Origin of the sequence: Desulfovibrio sp. 3_1_syn3 (assembly GCF_000145315.2) — a bacterium.
Classification (GTDB): domain Bacteria; phylum Desulfobacterota; class Desulfovibrionia; order Desulfovibrionales; family Desulfovibrionaceae; genus Desulfovibrio; species Desulfovibrio fairfieldensis.
In genome coordinates, this window is record NZ_ADDR02000002.1 from 84,853 (window position 1) to 100,558 (window position 15,706).

The window sequence follows — 15,706 nt, forward strand, 5'->3', positions numbered from 1 at the left end:
CGAGCAAGCGAGCAAGATATGACCGGAACTTTGTACGGACTGGGCGTGGGCCCCGGCGCGCCGGATCTGCTGACTCTGCGGGCCGTGAACGTCCTGCGCACGGTGGACGTGATCCTGGCGGCGGCCTCGCCGCGTAACGACTATTCCGCCGCCCTGGACACAGCCCGGCCCCATCTGCGCGCGGACGCGCGCCTGCTGCGCCTGGAATTTCCCATGACCCGCGACGCCGGGATTCTGCGCGCGGCCTGGCTCAAAGCCGCCGAAGCCGCCCGTGATGTATTGGAAGGTGGGGAAAACGCGGCCTTCCTGACCATCGGCGATCCGCTGGTGTACAGCACCTTCGGTTATCTGCTGCGCACCCTGCGGGAAGTCGCGCCCCATCTGCCGGTGGCGATCGTGCCCGGCATTACCTCCTTTCAGGCCGCGGCCGCACGCACGGGCACGGTGCTCTGCGAAGGCGGCGAGAAGCTGCGCATTCTGCCCGGCATCAACGGGCGGGACGACCTGGCCGCGGAACTGGACAATGCGGACACAGCGGTGATCCTCAAGGCCTACCGCAACTTCCCGGCCATCCGCGAAGCCTTGCAAAGCACGGGCCGTGACGCGGACTGCCTGCTCGCCAGCCACGTGGAACAGCCTGAGGAACATATCCGGCGCGGCGTGGCCGCAGTGGACAGCACGCCGCCCTATATGTCATTGATTGTAAGCCGGAAGTCGAAAACCGGCGGGGAGGAAGGCACGCGCTGACGGCGGACGTGTTTTTGTTGCCGCGTTCTCAAACGGCTGCCGGATCACCGGGGGAAGTGCGATGGTCGATATCCTGCGGACGATAGTGCAGCACGATTATGAATTCGTCATGGTCGTGGACCTGTCCACCGGCCGCTATGTGAAATACGTGGGCAGCGACGCCTACGCGCATATTCCGGAGCAGGGCGATCATGCCGTCCAGGTGCGCAGCGTGGCCGAGCGCTTTGTGCTGCCCGAGGACAGGGAAGAGTATCTGGAGAAGATGTCGCTGCCTGTCATTGCCGCCATGCTGGAGAGCCGGAAAAAGCCCAGTTTTACCTACCGGCGGCGCAAACTTTCCGGCGAAATCGCCTGGCTCAAGGCCAATTTCATCTATGCCTCCGAAGAAAAGCGCAGCGTCATTATCGCCTATTACGACGATACCGAAGAGGTTGTTGCGCGCCTGAACGAGCGCAAGAAGATCGAGTTGCAGGACGAGGGCATCCGCTTCATGGCCCAGAACCTGTGCGAGGATTTTCTCATCGCGGATCTGGAAAGCGGCGCATGCAGCATGGTGACCCCGGACACCGGCAATATGGTCGCCAAGGGAACCTTCAAGGAGCAGGTCGACTGGTTCGCGGAGAATATCGTGGCTCCGGAAGAGCGCGAGGCTTATCTGCACTACTTCAACCTTGCCAATCTGGTGCCGCACATCCGCAAAAACAACGGTTTCTGCACCATGAACTGCACGGTGATCTACAAGGACGGCCGCCACAATTTCGTCGTCGCCACTACTCTGATCCGTGACTCCATTGAGCCGGAAAAGGAATATCTTTTCGCCTACGCGCAGGATATTACGCGCCTGAAGCAGATGGAGTACAAGAATAAGGAACTCTTTCTTCAGAGTCGCCTTGACCCCGTGACCGGCCTGTGCAATCGCGTGGCCACGGAACAGGATATTGACGAATATCTGCATTCCTCGCAACGCGGGGAAGAGGGTCTGCTTCTGATTCTGGACGTCGATTTTTTCAAGAGCTTCAACGACAATTACGGACACGCGGTGGGCGACGAGGTGCTGGCCTTTATGGCCGAAGCCATGTGGACCGCTTTTCGCAAAGAGGACATCCTCTGCCGCTGGGGCGGCGACGAATTTTTGATCTTTATAAAAGAATTCGGCTCACTGCGGGCGGTGACCGAGCGGATTGTCCGCCTGCGACGGCAGATGAAGGGTTTTTCTTCCGGGGGCAGGGCCTTGCCGGTCAGTCTGAGCGTCGGCGGGGCAGTGGCCGGACAGGCGACGCACGGCCTGGACGAGCTGTTTCAGAAGGCTGACATGGCTTTGTACGATGTAAAGCACGAGGGTCGCGACGGGCTTGTTATTCTGGGCGAGGACGGCGAGCGGTTGGTTTAGGAAAGCGCTGATTAATGACCTTTCGCCTCTGCCTGCGCCAGGCTCGCCCCACCCTTCGTACGGGGCGAGCCTGGCGCAGGCAGAGGCGAAAGGACAATTTAGAAACAGCTCCTAGCAGATGCGCGGCAACTGCGCCCCTTCCAGCATCCCCAACAGCCGCTGGCCGCCGATGCGCGTGCGCAGCAGCACCTGCCCGGCCTTGTCCTCGCTCACGCTGCCGATGCGCGCGGCTTCGGCCCCGTAAGGCGAGGCGCGCATGGCCGCCAGAGCGGCTTCGGCCCTGTCTTCGGGCAGAATGCAGATGCACTTGCCCTCATTGGCCAGATAGAGCGGGTCCAGGCCCAGGAAGGAGCAGCCGCTTTTAACGGACTCATGCACCGGAATGCGCTCTTCTTCCAGGTTGATGCAGACCTGGGACTGTTCGGCGATTTCATTCAGAGTGGTGGCCAGGCCGCCGCGTGTGGGGTCGCGCAGCACATGCACTTCACCGGCGGCGGCAATGACGTCCTCAATCATTCGATTCAGGGGCGCGGAATCCGAAGCGACATCCGTGAGAAAGGAGAGATTTTCGCGGCTGCCCATGACGGTCAGGCCATGGTCGCCCAGCGCGCCGCTGATCAGCACTGCGTCGCCGGGGCGGGCGCTGTGCCCGGAGGGGGCCGGGTCAATGAAAATTTCGCCCACGCCCGTGGTGTTGATGAAGATTTTATCGCAGGCCCCGCGCGGCACCACTTTGGTGTCGCCGGTGACGATCTGCACATCGGCGGTGCGGGCCGCCTGGCCCATGTCCGCGACCACGCGCTCCAAGGTGTCCAGGGGCAGGCCTTCCTCCAGGATGAAGGCGCAGCTCAGATAGCGGGGCCGCGCGCCGAGCATGGACACGTCGTTGACCGTGCCGTGCACGGCCAGACTGCCGATGCTGCCGCCCGGAAAAAAGAGCGGCGTCACGGTGTAGGAATCCGTGCTCATGGCCAGGGGGCCGCGCAGGCCGTCCAGCAGGGCCGCGTCATCCAGGCGTTCCAACAGAGGGTTGGCGAAATGGCGCAGAAAACACTGCGCCACCAGGCGTTGTGAGGCCCGGCCGCCACTGCCCGCATCCAGCAAGAGACAATCGTCCATCAATCAATGCTCCGAATATTTGAAGTAGGCCGCGCAACTGCCCTCGGTGGAAACCATGCAGGGTCCCACGGGCGTGGCCGGAGTGCATTTTTTGCCGAACAGCGGGCAGGCGGGGGGGGCAATGCGCCCCTTGAGCACGTCGCCGCAGCGGCAGCCGGGCAAGGACGCCACCTCGGGCAGGCGCAGGTCCAGGCGGGCCATGGCGTCGAGATCCGCGTATTCGGGCCGCAGGGCCAGGCCGCTTTGAGGGATGCGGCCCAAGCCGCGCCAGAGCGCGTCGGCGGGCTGGAAAAACTGCTCCAGCAGGGCGCGCGCCTTGGGATTGCCCGTGTCGTCCACAGCGCGGGGATAGGCGTTGACCACGGCCGGGGCCTTGTCCCGCAGTTGTTCGGCCATGAGGCAGAGGGCCAGGAGGATGTCCGCCGGTTCAAAACCGCCCACCACGCCCGGCACATGGTATTCCGAGGCCAGAAAGCCGTAGGGCTGCAAACCCAGAATGGTGGAGACGTGGCCGGGCAGCAGAAAGGCCTCCACCGCGCAGGAGGCGTCGTCCAGCAGGGCGCGCAGGGCCGGGGGCACCAGTTTGTGCAGGGAAAGCACGCAGAAGTTTTCGATTTTGCGCCGGCGGGCCGTGAGCAGGGTGGCCGCCACCGTGGGCGCGGTGGTCTCAAAGCCGATGCCCAGAAAAACCACTGTGTCGTTGGGATTGGCCGTGGCCAGAGTCAGGGCGTCCAGGGGCGAGTAGACGATTTCCACGCGCGCGCCCTGGGCCTGGGCATGCTTGAGGCTGCGCCCGCCGGGCCCCGGCACGCGCAGCAGATCGCCAAAGGTGGCCACAATGACCCTGTCCCGTCCGGCCAGGTCCAGGAAGGCCGCCACTTCCGCGTCGTGCGTCACGCAGACCGGACAGCCCGGCCCGGAAAGGTGGGTGACCGAGGCGGGCAGCAGGGAGCGCAGGCCGCTCTGGAAAATGGCTACCGTATGCGTGCCGCAGACCTCCATGAAACGCATGGAGCGCCCGTCCAGGGCGCGTTCCAGGCGCTGCAGGAGTCCGCGGCAGAGTTGGGGATCCTGAAAGGCGGTGTTCAGTTGCATGGCAGTTCCCGGTCTGATGGCTGATGGGGGTGAGTATCATATAACATTTAAATATTATACGGTATTCACCGCCGGGCGCGAGCCCGGCGCGGCGGCGTAACCACCGTAACTCAGCGAAAAATAACATTTTTCGCCGATAACCTTGCGAAAATTGAGAGCATAACTATGCTCGAAATTTTTGCAATCAGACACCAGTGTCGCGTCAAGCGACACTGGTCGCAACCCCGTAAGGGGATGCGCCGCAGCCGATCCTCACGCCCGTTATGACAGTTCGGGCGTGACATGACACTCGGCGCGTCAGGCCAGGGGCGCGAGACGTTCCAGGCCGGTATCCACGGGCAGGCCGCACATCAGGTTGGCGTTGGCCAGGGCCTGTCCCGAAGCGCCGCGGCAGAGGTTGTCGATGGCCGCCAGGATGATCAGGCGGTTGGTGCGCGGGTCCACCACCAGACCGAGATCGCAGAACATGCTGCCGCGCACGTAGCGGGTTTCGGGCAGACGGCCCTTGGGCAGCACGCGGACCCAGGGGCTGCGCTCCCAGGTGCGGCAGAAGGCTTCATGCACGCTGTCCAGATTGGCGGCGGGATCCTTGAGCTTGGTATAGATGGTGGAGAGGATTCCCCGGTTCATGGGCAGCAGATGCGTATTGAAGGACAGGCGTACTTCCTGTCCGGCCAGCAGGGAAACTTCCTGCTCGATTTCCGGGGTGTGGCGATGGCGGGGCAGGCCGTAGGCGCGGAAGTTGTCCGACACTTCGCAGAACAGGGTGGGCACGGCGGCCTTACGGCCCGCGCCGGTGGCTCCGGACTTGGAATCCACCACAATGTCCCCGGTTTCGATGAGGTCGTTTTTGAGGGCCGCGTATAGGCCAAGAATCACCGAGGTGGGATAGCAGCCCGGGTTGGCCGTGAGGTTGGTCTGGGCGATGTCCGCGGCGTAGAGTTCCGGCAGGCCGTAGACGGCCCAGCGCAAAAGCTCCTTGCTGTGGTGCTCGTTCTTGTACCAGCGCTCGTATACCCCGGCGTCATGGATGCGGAAGTCAGCCGAAAGATCCACCACCTTGACCCCGGCCTCCAGCAGGGGAGCGGCCATATCCATGGCCGTGCCCGCAGGAACGGCCAGGAAGACCAGATCGCAATGCTGGGCCGCTTCCCTGGGCTCGAAAATGCTGATGATCACGTCCGCGCCCGGCATATGTTCCAGGAAGGGATAAAATTCGCCCAGGCGTTTGCCCGCCTCGGCCCTGGAACAGGCCATGGTCAGGCGCATGGAGGGATGCCCGGCCAGCAGCCGCGCCAGTTCCATGCCCGCATAGCCGGTAATGCCCACAAGCCCCACATTGATTGTCTTCATGCCGCGTGTCCTTTACAGGGAATCCTGGAACGGTTGTGATTGCCGATGAACAGACAGGCGTACCCCTCGGACGCCGGGCCCATCCGCGTGTTGCCGTCTTCAGCCGCCGTCCGCGCCGCAACAATCAAAGCGCGGCGAACCGCGTTTGTGCCCCGGCTTCAGCCCGATATTTTCAATGCATCACTACTTTTGGGCGGAGGCTTCCGCCATCTTTTTTTCACAGTCCGGGCCGCACTTGATCACGAATTTCATGCGCAGTTCGTACAGAATGCTTTCCAGCAACCGGCGTTCCTGCTCTTCAAGACAGCGCTCGGTCTTCTGGCGCAGCATTTCCAGCACGTCGATATTGTGCCGGGCCAGCGCCAGATCCTGCTCCATCCGGCCTGTTTCGGGATCGGGCACTTCACCCAGCTGCACCAAGGCCGAAGAGGCCAGGGAAAGAATGAAAGTGGAAAAGGTCACCTCGGGCAGAGGACCGTCCTTGGAGCTATGGCAGCCGCAATCGTTTTGGTTCATGTCAACCTCATGCTGATGTTTGCATTGGGGCCGTAACCCGCCATCCGGTCCCGTATTTCCCATACATAAGGTTTTTTCCGGTCCGGGCAAGGGCACGCCGCGCATTGTTCATCAGCACTGCCCTAACTGTGCACCAGAACTCTGGGCAGGAACTCGCCCGGTTTGTCCTCCAGGGCCGCGCGGTAGGCGGCCATGCCCTGTTCCAGATAGTCGCGCGCGCCGGAGAAACCGCCCGCTTCCATCAGGCCCCGGTCCAGAGCGTACAGCCCGGCCAGCACGTCGGCCCAGTCCACCCAGCCCATATGCCCGATGCGCACAATGCGGCCCTTGAGCTGATCCTGCCCGCCCGCCATGCAGACGCCGTGCTTTTCCAGGGCCAGGCGCAGCACTTCCGTGCCGTCCACGCCCTCGGGCAGCAGCACGCTGGTGATGCCCCAGGCGAAATGTTCCGGCGCGAAGAGATCCAGACCCATGGCCGTGACGCCCGCGCGGGTCAGCATGGTCAATGCCCACTGCTTGGCATACACGGCTTCCAGGCCGTTTTCCAGCAGCATGTCCAGGCTTTCATCCAGGCCCACGATCAGATTCACCGCCGAGGTGAACAGGGTCTGGCCTTTTGCCACATATTCCCGCTCCTTGAGCAGGTTGAAGTAGAAACAGCCGGGCGTCACGCCTGCGGCTTTTTCCCAGGCCCGCTCCGAGAGGGCCAGCAGGGCCAGGCCCGGCGGCAGCATCAGGCCTTTCTGCGAGCCGGTGAGCAGGCAGTCCAGGCCCCATTCGTCCAGAGGGCAGGGAGAAAGGCCCACAGCGGAAATTCCGTCCACCACCAGCAGAACGTCGCGTTGGCGGGTGATCCGGGCCACCTCCCGCACCGGGTGCAGCACGCCGGTGGAGGTTTCGGAAAGCTGGATCAGCACGCCTGTAATGGCGGGATCGGCGGCCAGGGCTTCCTCCACCTGCTCGGGGCGTACGGCCCGGCCCCAGGGCACTTCCAGGGTGACGACCTCCAGGCCGCGCGAAACGGCGATGGCTTTCCAGCGCTGGCCGAATTTGCCCGCCTCCACCACCAGCACCTTCTCACCGGGATTGAACAGGCCGTACACGGCGGCGGTCATGGCTCCCGTGCCGGAGCAGGAAAGGGGCAGCACCGTGCCTTGGGTGCCGAAAAGAACGCGCAGCTTTTCCTGCACCCGGCCCATGATCGCTTTGAATTCGCTTTTGCGGTGGTGGATCATGTCCCGGGCCAGGGTCAGTCGTACGCGCTCCGGCAGGGGCGTGGGACCGGGAGTGAGCAGGCGTACTTTATTGAGCATGGGAAACTCCGTGATGGTTTAGCCCACCTGGGCGATGAAGCATTTGAGATACGCTGTTTCGGGCATGGCGGCATGCACCGGATGATCCGGCCCCTGGCCGCCCGCGTAGACCAGCCGGGCGTGCAGCCTGCGCCGGGACGCGGCCTGGGCCACGCAGCCGCGCAGGGCCTCGGCGGCGAGATGGTGCGAGCAGGAAGAGCTTGCCAGCACGCCGCCCGGCGTCAGCAGGCGCATGGCCAGGACGTTGATCTTGCGATAAGCCGCCAGACCCTGGGCCGCGTCTTTGCGGCGTTTGATGAAGGCGGGCGGGTCCAGGCTGATCAGGGAAAAGCGGCGGCCTTCCTCGTACAGCTCGTTGAGCTGGTGAAAAGCGTCGCCGCAGATGGTTTCCACCGCGCCTTTGCCCGCCAGGGCCGGAGCATTGACCGCCGCGTTTTCGCGGGCCAGAGCCAGTGCCTGGGGCGAGGCGTCCAGAAATGCCACGGATGCCGCCCCGGCAGCGGCGGCCGTTACGCCGAAGCCGCCCGCATAGCAGAAAATGTCCAGTACGTCCGCGCCGTCCGCGTAGCGCGCCAGCTCTCGCCGGTTGGCGCGCTGATCGTAAAACCAGCCGGTTTTCTGGCCCGTGGCGCAGGGCGCGAAAAAGCGGCAGCCGTTTTCCGGCACTTCCAGACGTCCAGGCAGGTCGCCACGACTCTGGGCCTCGCGGGAAAGGCCCTCCAGGCCGCGCGCGGCAAGGTCGTTGTCGAAAAGCAGGGACGCGGGCGCGAGCAGTTCGTCCAGGCATTGGACGATGAACTCCTTGCGGCTCTCCATGCCCGCGGTGCTGATTTGCAGGGTGCAGTGCTCGCCGTAGCGGTCGATGACCAGACCGGGCAGGAAATCACCCTCGCCGTGGCAGAGCCGGTACCAGGGTTCCGGAAAGAGCCGCTGGCGCAGAATCAGGGCACGGCTCAGGCGCTCATGCAGCAGGGTCTTGTCCAGAGGCGTGTCGGCCCGGTGCGCGTGCAGGCGCGCGCAGATCAGCGAGGCCGGGTTCAGGCAGGCGCTGCCCAGAGGCGCGCCGCGCGCGTCGCAGAGCGTGGCTTCCTCGCCGGGCGCAAAATCCGTGAGCGGGCTTTTCTGCGTATCCACTTCATTGCTGAACACCCAGAGATGCCCGGCGCGGATGCGGCGGTCCTCATTCTTTTTGAGCCAGATTTTACGCATGCGTCAATGTGGTTAAGGTTGCGGGCTTTGCCCGGCGTTGATGCGCGCCGCCTGTTGTTCCAGGCTTTCCGCGCCCGGCTGTGCCTCGGCACGGAACAATGCGCCGGGGTTTCCGGCCGCCAGCGCGCCCAGCACTTCCGTCAAACTGTAGAGCCTGCCCGGCGTGCTGCTGATTTCAAGGCTGCCGGGCCGATTTGCAAAGGTTTCCAAGGCTGCGGCAAGCGCCTTGTTTTCCGACGTGGTTTGGACGCAAAAACTGTTGACGGCGGCGGTGAACACGGCGGCGGCCGCCCGCCCGTCCGGGGGCAGCATGAGGGCCAGTCGGCCCATGAGCCCGTGATCTTCAAAACGCAGTTTAAGATCGCCGTAAGTCTGGCTGAACAGGGCCTGCTGCTGGTCCATGCCCTCAGTATTGCCGGAGATCAGCAGGCTGTAGCGCAGATCACCCACATTCGCGGCCTTGACCATGCCCTTTTCCAGAATGCTGTCCTGACCCTGCTCCTCGACTGAAATGTCGGCGTCCAGTCGTATGGTGTCCAGACCGGGCAGGGCAAGGCCGTAGCCTTGCAGAACCGCGGGCAGGGACAGGCCGGAAAGATTGATCCGGTAGCGGGCAGGCCGGTTGGAGAGCCATTCGAAACTGCCTGTCTTGAGTTCGGCTCTGTCCTCCGGCAAAGGCATGGTCAGGCCGTTAAGGCGCAATTCGCGGAACAGGGGGTCGTCCGCGGCGAGCATTTCCTGAAACAGGGCCTGCATGTTCCGCTGATCCGGAGGCGCGCCGAGCAATCGCGAGAGACGCCGCAGCAGGGCTTCCTCGGGCAGCACGATGCCGCTCTGGCTCAGGCTTTCCAGGATCAGTCCGTCCTGCCCGTCGATGCGCAGCCGCAGGTCCGTGAGGGCCGCTTCCTCCATATGGCGGCCGCGCCAGTTGCGCAGGCCGGCTTCCTTGATGCTTATATACAGCGGCTGGTTCACGGTGGGGATATCCACGCTGATGAAGGAAGCACGGATGTCGTCCGCGCCCATGCGGTAGGTGAGCCCCGGAGAGTCGGGCAGCTTCGCGCCTTCGGCCAGCTCCCGCAGCAGGGCGCTGTCCGCATAGAGGGCGTCGACTTCTTCCCGCTGCATGACGACCTTGCCCAGAGACGTGCGCGCGCTGACATTGAGCAGGAGCAGGCCTTCGGCCACGGTCGTCATGCCCTGTTCAGGCAGAACCGCGCCGCGCAAAGGCGTGCAGGCCAGCATGGCCCGCAGGGGCAGGCGCAGGGAAATTTCCGCGGCCTGATAGGTGACCGGGCCCTGCGGTTGAACCATGCGCAGTTCCAGACCGCGCAGCAGCAGCTTGCGGGTCAAGGGCGAAAAGTCGAGGACTTCGACGCTGGACTGAACCGGGCTGCCGTCAAAAGAGGTCAGCCCGGCCAGTGCTTGCCGCGCCTGATTCTCCACCTGCGGCCGCAGCCACAACTGCGCGGCCAGCACAAGAAGCAGTGCCGCGAGCAGCAGCGGAGCGAGGATAAGGACGGTTTTCTTCATGTCGCGCTATTTTGCCTTGGCCGCGGTCGCGTCCAGGCCGCTGATCTGCTGTTCCAGGCTTTCCTTGCCCGGTTGAGCCGTAACGCTGAGCAGAGCGCCGGGATCCTTGCCGCCCAGTTTGGCGAGCAGCTCGAAAACACGGAAGGTCTTGCCGGGCCTGCTTTGCACTTCCAGCACGCCGGGGCGGGAGGCGAAGGTTTCCAGGGCGTTGCGGACGGCCGCATTTTCCGGAGTATCGCCGGGGCAGAGCTCGGCGATGGCCGCCTTGAGCGCCGGGGTGGCCCCCTGGGCCGAGGGAATAACGTTTCTGACCAGATAGGCCGTGAGCCCCTGGTCCGTATATTTCAGGTTGACGTCCTTGTACGAGCTGAGGAACAGCGCCTGCGGACCGGCCAATGGCGAGCCCGCGGACATGATGAAATCATAGTCCAGCGAGCCCAGGTGTTGGGCGCTGAGCAGACCCTTGTGGCGTCCGCCGTCATTCCCGGACGTAAAGCCCAGCTTTGCATCCAGAACCAGAGCGGGCAGACCGGGAAAGGCCAGATCGCTTTCGCGCTCCAGCAAAGGCGTGGGCAGGGAAAGAGCGTCCACGCTGAGGCCGTACTGCAAAGGCGTGTTGGATTGCCAGTTCAGGGCTATTTTTTTAAAGGTCAGGGCCTGACCATCCAGAGGAAAATGCAGGTCAGAGAAGCTGATTTCCCGCAGCAAAGGCTCGCCGGTGGTAAAGATGCGCAGCAGCAGAGCCTGCAAGGCATTTTCGTCGGGTTTCGTCTGGGAAAGCAGGGTCAGCAATTCCTGCATGGCCGCTTCTTCCGGCAGGGTGAACTGCTTTTCCGTGATGTTGCCCAGGCGCATAAGTTCCCGGTCTTTTTCCTTGAGAACAATGCCGTCCGCAACGGCTTCTTCTATGGTGCGGCCTTCCCAGTTGCGGATGCGCATGGCGTCGCAACTGAAATCCATCTTGATGCCCTGTTCGGGGACCGCCATCTCGGAAGTCATGGCCGAAGCCCGCATTTCTCCGATACCTATGCGATAGAGGGCGTTCAGCATATTCGAGGGCTTCCGCTGTTCCAGCAGTTCCCGGATCAGGCCGCTTTCCATGCGGATATCGCTTGCTTCCTGATCCCGCACGACGCTTCGCGCGCTGACGGTGCCCTGATTGAGGGAATAGACGAAGTTGGAAATGCGCATCTCCTCGCCCACGGCCATCATGCCCGTTTCGGGCAGAATCATGTCGCGCAGGGGCGTGAACAGCAGAAGCGCCCGCCAGGGCAAACGATAGGAGGCTTCCTCCAGCGTATAGTTCAGGGCCGCGCTCCGGGGCTGCTGTTCGACGCCCGCCTCAAAAGCGGGCAGGTCCATTGTGCCGCGCAGTTCCAGACCGCGCAGGATCAGGCGCCGGGAAAAGGGCGAGAATTCGACGCTTTTTACTTTCGGCGGCTCAAAGCGCAGAAGCTCCGAAAACGCCAGGGCTTCCGGCAGAGCGGCCAGTTCCAGGCGGGCCTGCTCCTCCAGCTTCGGGCCCAGCCAGAATTGCAGGGCCGCGAACCCGGCCAGAACCAGCACCGCCAGGACGAGAATCACGCGGATGAGACTTTTCATGCTTGTTTTTCCTTCGGCTCAGTCCACCCGGTGGTGGCAGCCCAGACTTACAGGGTTGCGCATGGCCGCCTGGGTAATGACATAGGCCGTCTGCGAGCCGTGGAAAAGATCCACCAGGCGTCGGGAAATGCGGGTGCGTTTGTAGAAATCATGGATATGGCGCACAAGGTCGCGCATATCCTCAAAGGCCCGGCGCAGGCGCGCGTCGGTGCGCGAAATGCCCACGTAGTTCCACATGGTGTTGCGGATGTTGGCCCAGTCCTGGGCCACCAGGGCCGGATCGTCGTGGCGTTCGTCGCCTTCGTGCTGCCAGTCCGGAATGGCGGCGGCCAGACCCGTGGGCATGCCGCCGCTTGCGGCGCGGCGCGCCAGATCCTTCCCGCAGCTCACCCCCCAGACCAGGGCTTCCAGCAATGAGGTGCTGGCCAGGCGGTTGGCCCCGTGCAGGCCGGTGCAGGCGCATTCGCCGATGGCGTACAGGCCGCGCATGGAGGTGCGGCCCCGCGTGTCGGTGAGCACGCCGCCGCAGAAATAATGCGCGGCGGGCACCACCGGGATGGGTTCCTTGCGAATGTCCAGCCCGGCCTCCCGGCACTGCTCGAACACTGTGGGGAAACGGGTGGGCAGGTCCTGCTTGACGCCGCTCACGTCCAGGAACAGGCAGGGCGCGCCGCTGTGCAGCATTTCCTCCATCATGGCCTGGGCCACCACGTCGCGCGGGGCCAGATCGCCGCGTTTGTCGTGGCGGAGCATGAAGGCCCGGCCTTTTTCGTCCAGCAGGCGCGCGCCTTCGCCGCGCATGGCTTCGGTGATCAGGGGGCGGCGGTTGCTGCGCTCCTCATAGAGGGCCGTGGGATGGAACTGCATGAATTCCAGATTCGCCAGATCCACGCCCGCGCGGAAGGCCATGGACACGCCCGTGCCCACGCAGCCCGGCGCATTGGTGGAGTGCAGAAAGACCTGGCCCACGCCCCCGGTGGCCAGCACCGTCCAGTCGGCCAGAATGGTTTCCGGTTCGCCGCTTTCCTCATTGAGGACATAGGCCCCCAGGCAGCGGTTGTCCACTTCGTAGCGGAACTGCGCGTTTTTGGCGTGATGGTGGCTGGTCAGCAGGTCGATGGCCGCGCGCCGGTGCAGGCAGGTGATGCGCGGATGGGCCAGCACCTGGGCCGTGAGCCCGTCCATGAGCGCCCGGCCCGAGTAGTCGGCCCGGTGCAGGATGCGCGGGGCCGAGTGCCCGCCCTCGCGGGTCAGGTTGAAACTGCCGTCCGGATTGCGGTCAAACCGCACGCCCGCGCGTTTGATCAGCACTTCGTCCACGCAGAGCGGGCCTTGTTGGCAGAGCCAGCGCACGGCCTTGCGGTAATTGTAGTTGTGCCCGGCCACCAGGATGTCTTTTTCCAGGGCGCGGGCGTCATCGTCGTCGGCGGGATTGTCGGGCCGGGGCGCCGCGCGATAGATGATTCCCCCCTGCGCCAGCTCCGAATTGCCGTCGGCCAGATTATCTCCGGCGTTGAGCAGCAGCACGTCACAACCGGCGTCGGCCAGGGTCAGGGCGGCGGTGCAGCCGGCCACGCCCGAGCCGATGATCAGGATGGGCACATGGCGGCGGGTGGGAGTCACAGCTCTGTCCTCATTGACCGCAAACCTCCAGCATGCGGGTTAAGGAGCGGCGGGCGGGACCGCACAGCGCGGCCTCCACGGTGAGAGGCTCGGCCGTTCCGTGGGCAATGGCGGTGAGTGTAGCCAAAAGTTTCGCTTCCGTCACCTTGGCCATGTCCGGACAAATGGCCCGGCCCAGGGAAAGAACACGGCAGCGCCCTTTGTGGCGGGCGGCCAGCCGGTCCACCAGATTGTTTTCCGTGCCGATGACCAGGGTGGAGCCGGGCGCTTCTTCAGCCAGGCGCGCGGCTTCCTTGATCAGAAAGGAGGTGGAGCCGGCGGCGTCGCAACGCTCGATGAGTTCCGGGCGGCATTCGGGGTGGGCCACCACCCGGCAGCCCGGATGGGCCGCGCGCGCGGCAGCCGCCTGTTCGGGCTTGAGTCGGGCGTGGATGGCACAACAGCCGGGCCAGAGCAGCAGGGGACGCTCCAGGGGCTGGCTTTCGGGATTGATCAGGCCGTGGCCGTTAAGGCGCAGGATATGCTGCCGGTCCGGCGCAAGCCCCAGTTTTTTGGCCATGTTGCGGCCCAGATGCTTGTCCGGCAGAAAGAGCACGCCGTCGCCCTGGTCCAGGGCCCAGCGCAGCATGGTTTCCGCATTGGCCGAAGTGCAGACCGCGCCGCCGTATTCTCCCACCACGGCCTTGAGACCCAAGGTGGTGTTGACGTAGGCCAGGGGCACGATGCGGCGGCCCGTGGCGGTCAGTTGTTCCAGAACGCGGCGGGCCAGGCCCGCCGGGGTCATCAGGGACATCATGCAGTCCGCGCCGGGTTCGGGCAGATGCACGGCCTGGCCCGGCTTGGCGAGCAGGGCCGCGGATTCGCCCATGAAAAAGACTCCGCAGAAGACAATGTGCTCCGCATCCACGCCGGGCACGCGGCGGGCCAACTCCAGGGAGTCGCCGGTGACGTCGCAGTGGGCCACCACCGCGTCGTTCTGATAATGATGGCCCATGATGCAGAGCCTGTCGCCCAGTTGTTCCTTAAGCGCCGCCACGGCGGCGGTGATGTCGTTCATGGTATGATCCGTTATTAGGGGAATATGTGTCGGCGTCGCGCCGGTTGGGAACGATTCCTTGTTGTCCGGGACCCTTTCAGGCCGGAATCAGGGTCATGCTGAAGTCCGCGGCCACGGCCGAGTGGGTGAGGCGACCCACGGAAATGAAATCCGGGCGGCGCGGCCCGGTCAGGGCGATGGCGCGGATGGTCTCCAGGCGCACGCCGCCGCTGACTTCGGCTTCAATGTCCGGCGGCACCAGGGCCAGGGCTTGGCTCAGCCGCGGGGCTTCCATATTGTCCATCATGATCCGCTCGGCCCCGGCCGCCACGGCCTCGCGCACATGCTCCAGAGTCCGGCATTCCACCTCCACGGGCGGGCAGGGCCGGTAGCGGGCGCGCAATCTGGCTACGGCTGCGGTGATGGAACCGGCCGCGTCGATGTGGTTATCTTTGAGCATAAGCATTTCCGCGAGATTTTTGCGGTGGTTCACGCCGCCGCCCGCCTGTACCGCGTATTTTTCGGGCCAGCGCAGGCCGGGCGTGGTTTTGCGCGTATCCAGCAGGCGCACGCCCGTGCCATCCAGTTCGCGCACGTAGCGGGCCGTGAGGTTGGCGATGCCCGAGAGATGGGTGATGAAATTGAGGATGACCCGTTCCGCCTTGAGCATGGCTACGGCCGGAGCCGTGATGCGGGCCACCTCGGTCATGGACGGCACGTGCGAGCCTTCCCTTGCCGAAGCCTGCCAGCGAAAGGGGACGTCCAGGGCCTTGAACACCGCGCCGATAACGGGCAGGCCTACCACCAGAGTGTCCTCTTTGGCGCGGATGGCGGCGTGCATCCGCGCTTCCGGCGGGAAGAGCCCCAAGGCCGTCAGCTCCGGCCCGTCCTCAACCAGGGCCAGATCAATGCATTCTTGCAGCAGCCGTTCCCCTTCGGGAGAAAAAAAAGCGGCCCAGGGCGTGAACATTGCGCTTGTCCCCACTTCATGCGCGTGCTAAACGAAAAGCGCCCGCGCGCGTCCGCCGCGCCTGCGCCGGAACCGGGCACGCGGCATGAAGGCGTGCGGAACCGTGGCGCGCCGAACGGGCGCACAGCCGGTCCGGGGGCTCTGAAGTAGATAGAATGCCCTGTGGCGCGCGTCAAGTTGCGGGCCGCATTGGGAGCTTT

General features: G+C 64.3%; 13 protein-coding genes. 2 read left to right on the forward strand and 11 right to left on the reverse strand.

Annotated features, from left to right (window positions below; genetic code table 11):
* The first annotated feature begins 18 nt into the window (after nucleotides 1–18).
* Nucleotides 19–747 carry a precorrin-2 C(20)-methyltransferase gene (cobI, locus tag HMPREF0326_RS11705; RefSeq protein WP_008685085.1) on the forward strand — a complete coding sequence of 243 codons (729 nt, stop codon included), beginning with the start codon at nucleotides 19–21 and terminating at the stop codon, nucleotides 745–747.
* A gap of 61 nt (nucleotides 748–808) precedes the next feature.
* On the forward strand, nucleotides 809–2,137 hold the full coding sequence (locus HMPREF0326_RS11710) for a GGDEF domain-containing protein (protein WP_008685084.1): 1,329 nt from the start codon (nucleotides 809–811) through the stop codon (nucleotides 2,135–2,137).
* Nucleotides 2,138–2,248: 111 nt separating this feature from the next.
* Here HMPREF0326_RS11710 and hypE read toward each other — a convergent pair whose 3' ends face one another.
* The 11 genes from hypE to nadC form a co-directional block, all read right to left on the reverse strand.
* Nucleotides 2,249–3,256, reverse strand: a complete 1,008-nt coding sequence (hypE, locus tag HMPREF0326_RS11715) for a hydrogenase expression/formation protein HypE (protein ID WP_008685083.1) — start codon at nucleotides 3,254–3,256, stop codon at nucleotides 2,249–2,251.
* A 3-nt stretch (nucleotides 3,257–3,259) separates the two neighbouring features.
* Complete coding sequence (hypD, locus tag HMPREF0326_RS11720; RefSeq protein WP_008685082.1) at nucleotides 3,260–4,351, reverse strand: hydrogenase formation protein HypD; 1,092 nt, start codon at nucleotides 4,349–4,351, stop codon at nucleotides 3,260–3,262.
* A 297-nt stretch (nucleotides 4,352–4,648) separates the two neighbouring features.
* Nucleotides 4,649–5,704: an N-acetyl-gamma-glutamyl-phosphate reductase gene (argC, locus tag HMPREF0326_RS11725; RefSeq protein ID WP_008685080.1), complete on the reverse strand. Its 1,056-nt coding sequence runs from the start codon at nucleotides 5,702–5,704 to the stop codon at nucleotides 4,649–4,651.
* 183 nt (nucleotides 5,705–5,887) lie between these two features.
* Nucleotides 5,888–6,220 (reverse strand): DUF1844 domain-containing protein, encoded by a 333-nt coding sequence (locus tag HMPREF0326_RS11730; RefSeq protein WP_008685079.1) that lies wholly within the window; start codon nucleotides 6,218–6,220, stop codon nucleotides 5,888–5,890.
* A 122-nt stretch (nucleotides 6,221–6,342) separates the two neighbouring features.
* A complete protein-coding gene (locus HMPREF0326_RS11735) occupies nucleotides 6,343–7,533 on the reverse strand; it encodes a pyridoxal-phosphate-dependent aminotransferase family protein (protein ID WP_008685078.1) in 1,191 nt (396 codons plus the stop codon).
* Nucleotides 7,534–7,551: 18 nt separating this feature from the next.
* Complete coding sequence (locus tag HMPREF0326_RS11740) at nucleotides 7,552–8,742, reverse strand: class I SAM-dependent rRNA methyltransferase (RefSeq protein WP_008685077.1); 1,191 nt, start codon at nucleotides 8,740–8,742, stop codon at nucleotides 7,552–7,554.
* Nucleotides 8,743–8,754: 12 nt separating this feature from the next.
* The gene (locus HMPREF0326_RS11745) at nucleotides 8,755–10,275 is read right to left on the reverse strand and encodes a hypothetical protein (RefSeq protein WP_008685076.1); all 1,521 of its coding nucleotides are present in this window, start codon (nucleotides 10,273–10,275) and stop codon (nucleotides 8,755–8,757) included.
* A 6-nt stretch (nucleotides 10,276–10,281) separates the two neighbouring features.
* Nucleotides 10,282–11,877, reverse strand: coding sequence for a hypothetical protein (locus HMPREF0326_RS11750; RefSeq protein WP_020990563.1), 1,596 nt, complete (start codon nucleotides 11,875–11,877; stop codon nucleotides 10,282–10,284).
* An 18-nt stretch (nucleotides 11,878–11,895) separates the two neighbouring features.
* Nucleotides 11,896–13,500 (reverse strand): L-aspartate oxidase, encoded by a 1,605-nt coding sequence (nadB, locus tag HMPREF0326_RS11755; RefSeq protein ID WP_008685074.1) that lies wholly within the window; start codon nucleotides 13,498–13,500, stop codon nucleotides 11,896–11,898.
* A gap of 10 nt (nucleotides 13,501–13,510) precedes the next feature.
* Complete coding sequence (gene nadA, locus HMPREF0326_RS11760; RefSeq protein ID WP_008685073.1) at nucleotides 13,511–14,557, reverse strand: quinolinate synthase NadA; 1,047 nt, start codon at nucleotides 14,555–14,557, stop codon at nucleotides 13,511–13,513.
* A 76-nt stretch (nucleotides 14,558–14,633) separates the two neighbouring features.
* Complete coding sequence (nadC, locus tag HMPREF0326_RS11765; RefSeq protein ID WP_008685072.1) at nucleotides 14,634–15,506, reverse strand: carboxylating nicotinate-nucleotide diphosphorylase; 873 nt, start codon at nucleotides 15,504–15,506, stop codon at nucleotides 14,634–14,636.
* Between the last annotated feature and the right edge of the window lie 200 nt (nucleotides 15,507–15,706).

Coding starts and splice junctions, on each gene's coding strand:
- cobI (WP_008685085.1), top strand. CDS start 19: ATGACCGGAACTTTGTACGGACTGGGCGTGGGCCCCGGCGCGCCGGAT.
- HMPREF0326_RS11710 (WP_008685084.1), top strand. CDS start 809: ATGGTCGATATCCTGCGGACGATAGTGCAGCACGATTATGAATTCGTC.
- hypE (WP_008685083.1), bottom strand. CDS start 3,256: ATGGACGATTGTCTCTTGCTGGATGCGGGCAGTGGCGGCCGGGCCTCA.
- hypD (WP_008685082.1), bottom strand. CDS start 4,351: ATGCAACTGAACACCGCCTTTCAGGATCCCCAACTCTGCCGCGGACTC.
- argC (WP_008685080.1), bottom strand. CDS start 5,704: ATGAAGACAATCAATGTGGGGCTTGTGGGCATTACCGGCTATGCGGGC.
- HMPREF0326_RS11730 (WP_008685079.1), bottom strand. CDS start 6,220: ATGAACCAAAACGATTGCGGCTGCCATAGCTCCAAGGACGGTCCTCTG.
- HMPREF0326_RS11735 (WP_008685078.1), bottom strand. CDS start 7,533: ATGCTCAATAAAGTACGCCTGCTCACTCCCGGTCCCACGCCCCTGCCG.
- HMPREF0326_RS11740 (WP_008685077.1), bottom strand. CDS start 8,742: ATGCGTAAAATCTGGCTCAAAAAGAATGAGGACCGCCGCATCCGCGCC.
- HMPREF0326_RS11745 (WP_008685076.1), bottom strand. CDS start 10,275: ATGAAGAAAACCGTCCTTATCCTCGCTCCGCTGCTGCTCGCGGCACTG.
- HMPREF0326_RS11750 (WP_020990563.1), bottom strand. CDS start 11,877: ATGAAAAGTCTCATCCGCGTGATTCTCGTCCTGGCGGTGCTGGTTCTG.
- nadA (WP_008685073.1), bottom strand. CDS start 14,557: ATGAACGACATCACCGCCGCCGTGGCGGCGCTTAAGGAACAACTGGGC.
- nadC (WP_008685072.1), bottom strand. CDS start 15,506: ATGTTCACGCCCTGGGCCGCTTTTTTTTCTCCCGAAGGGGAACGGCTG.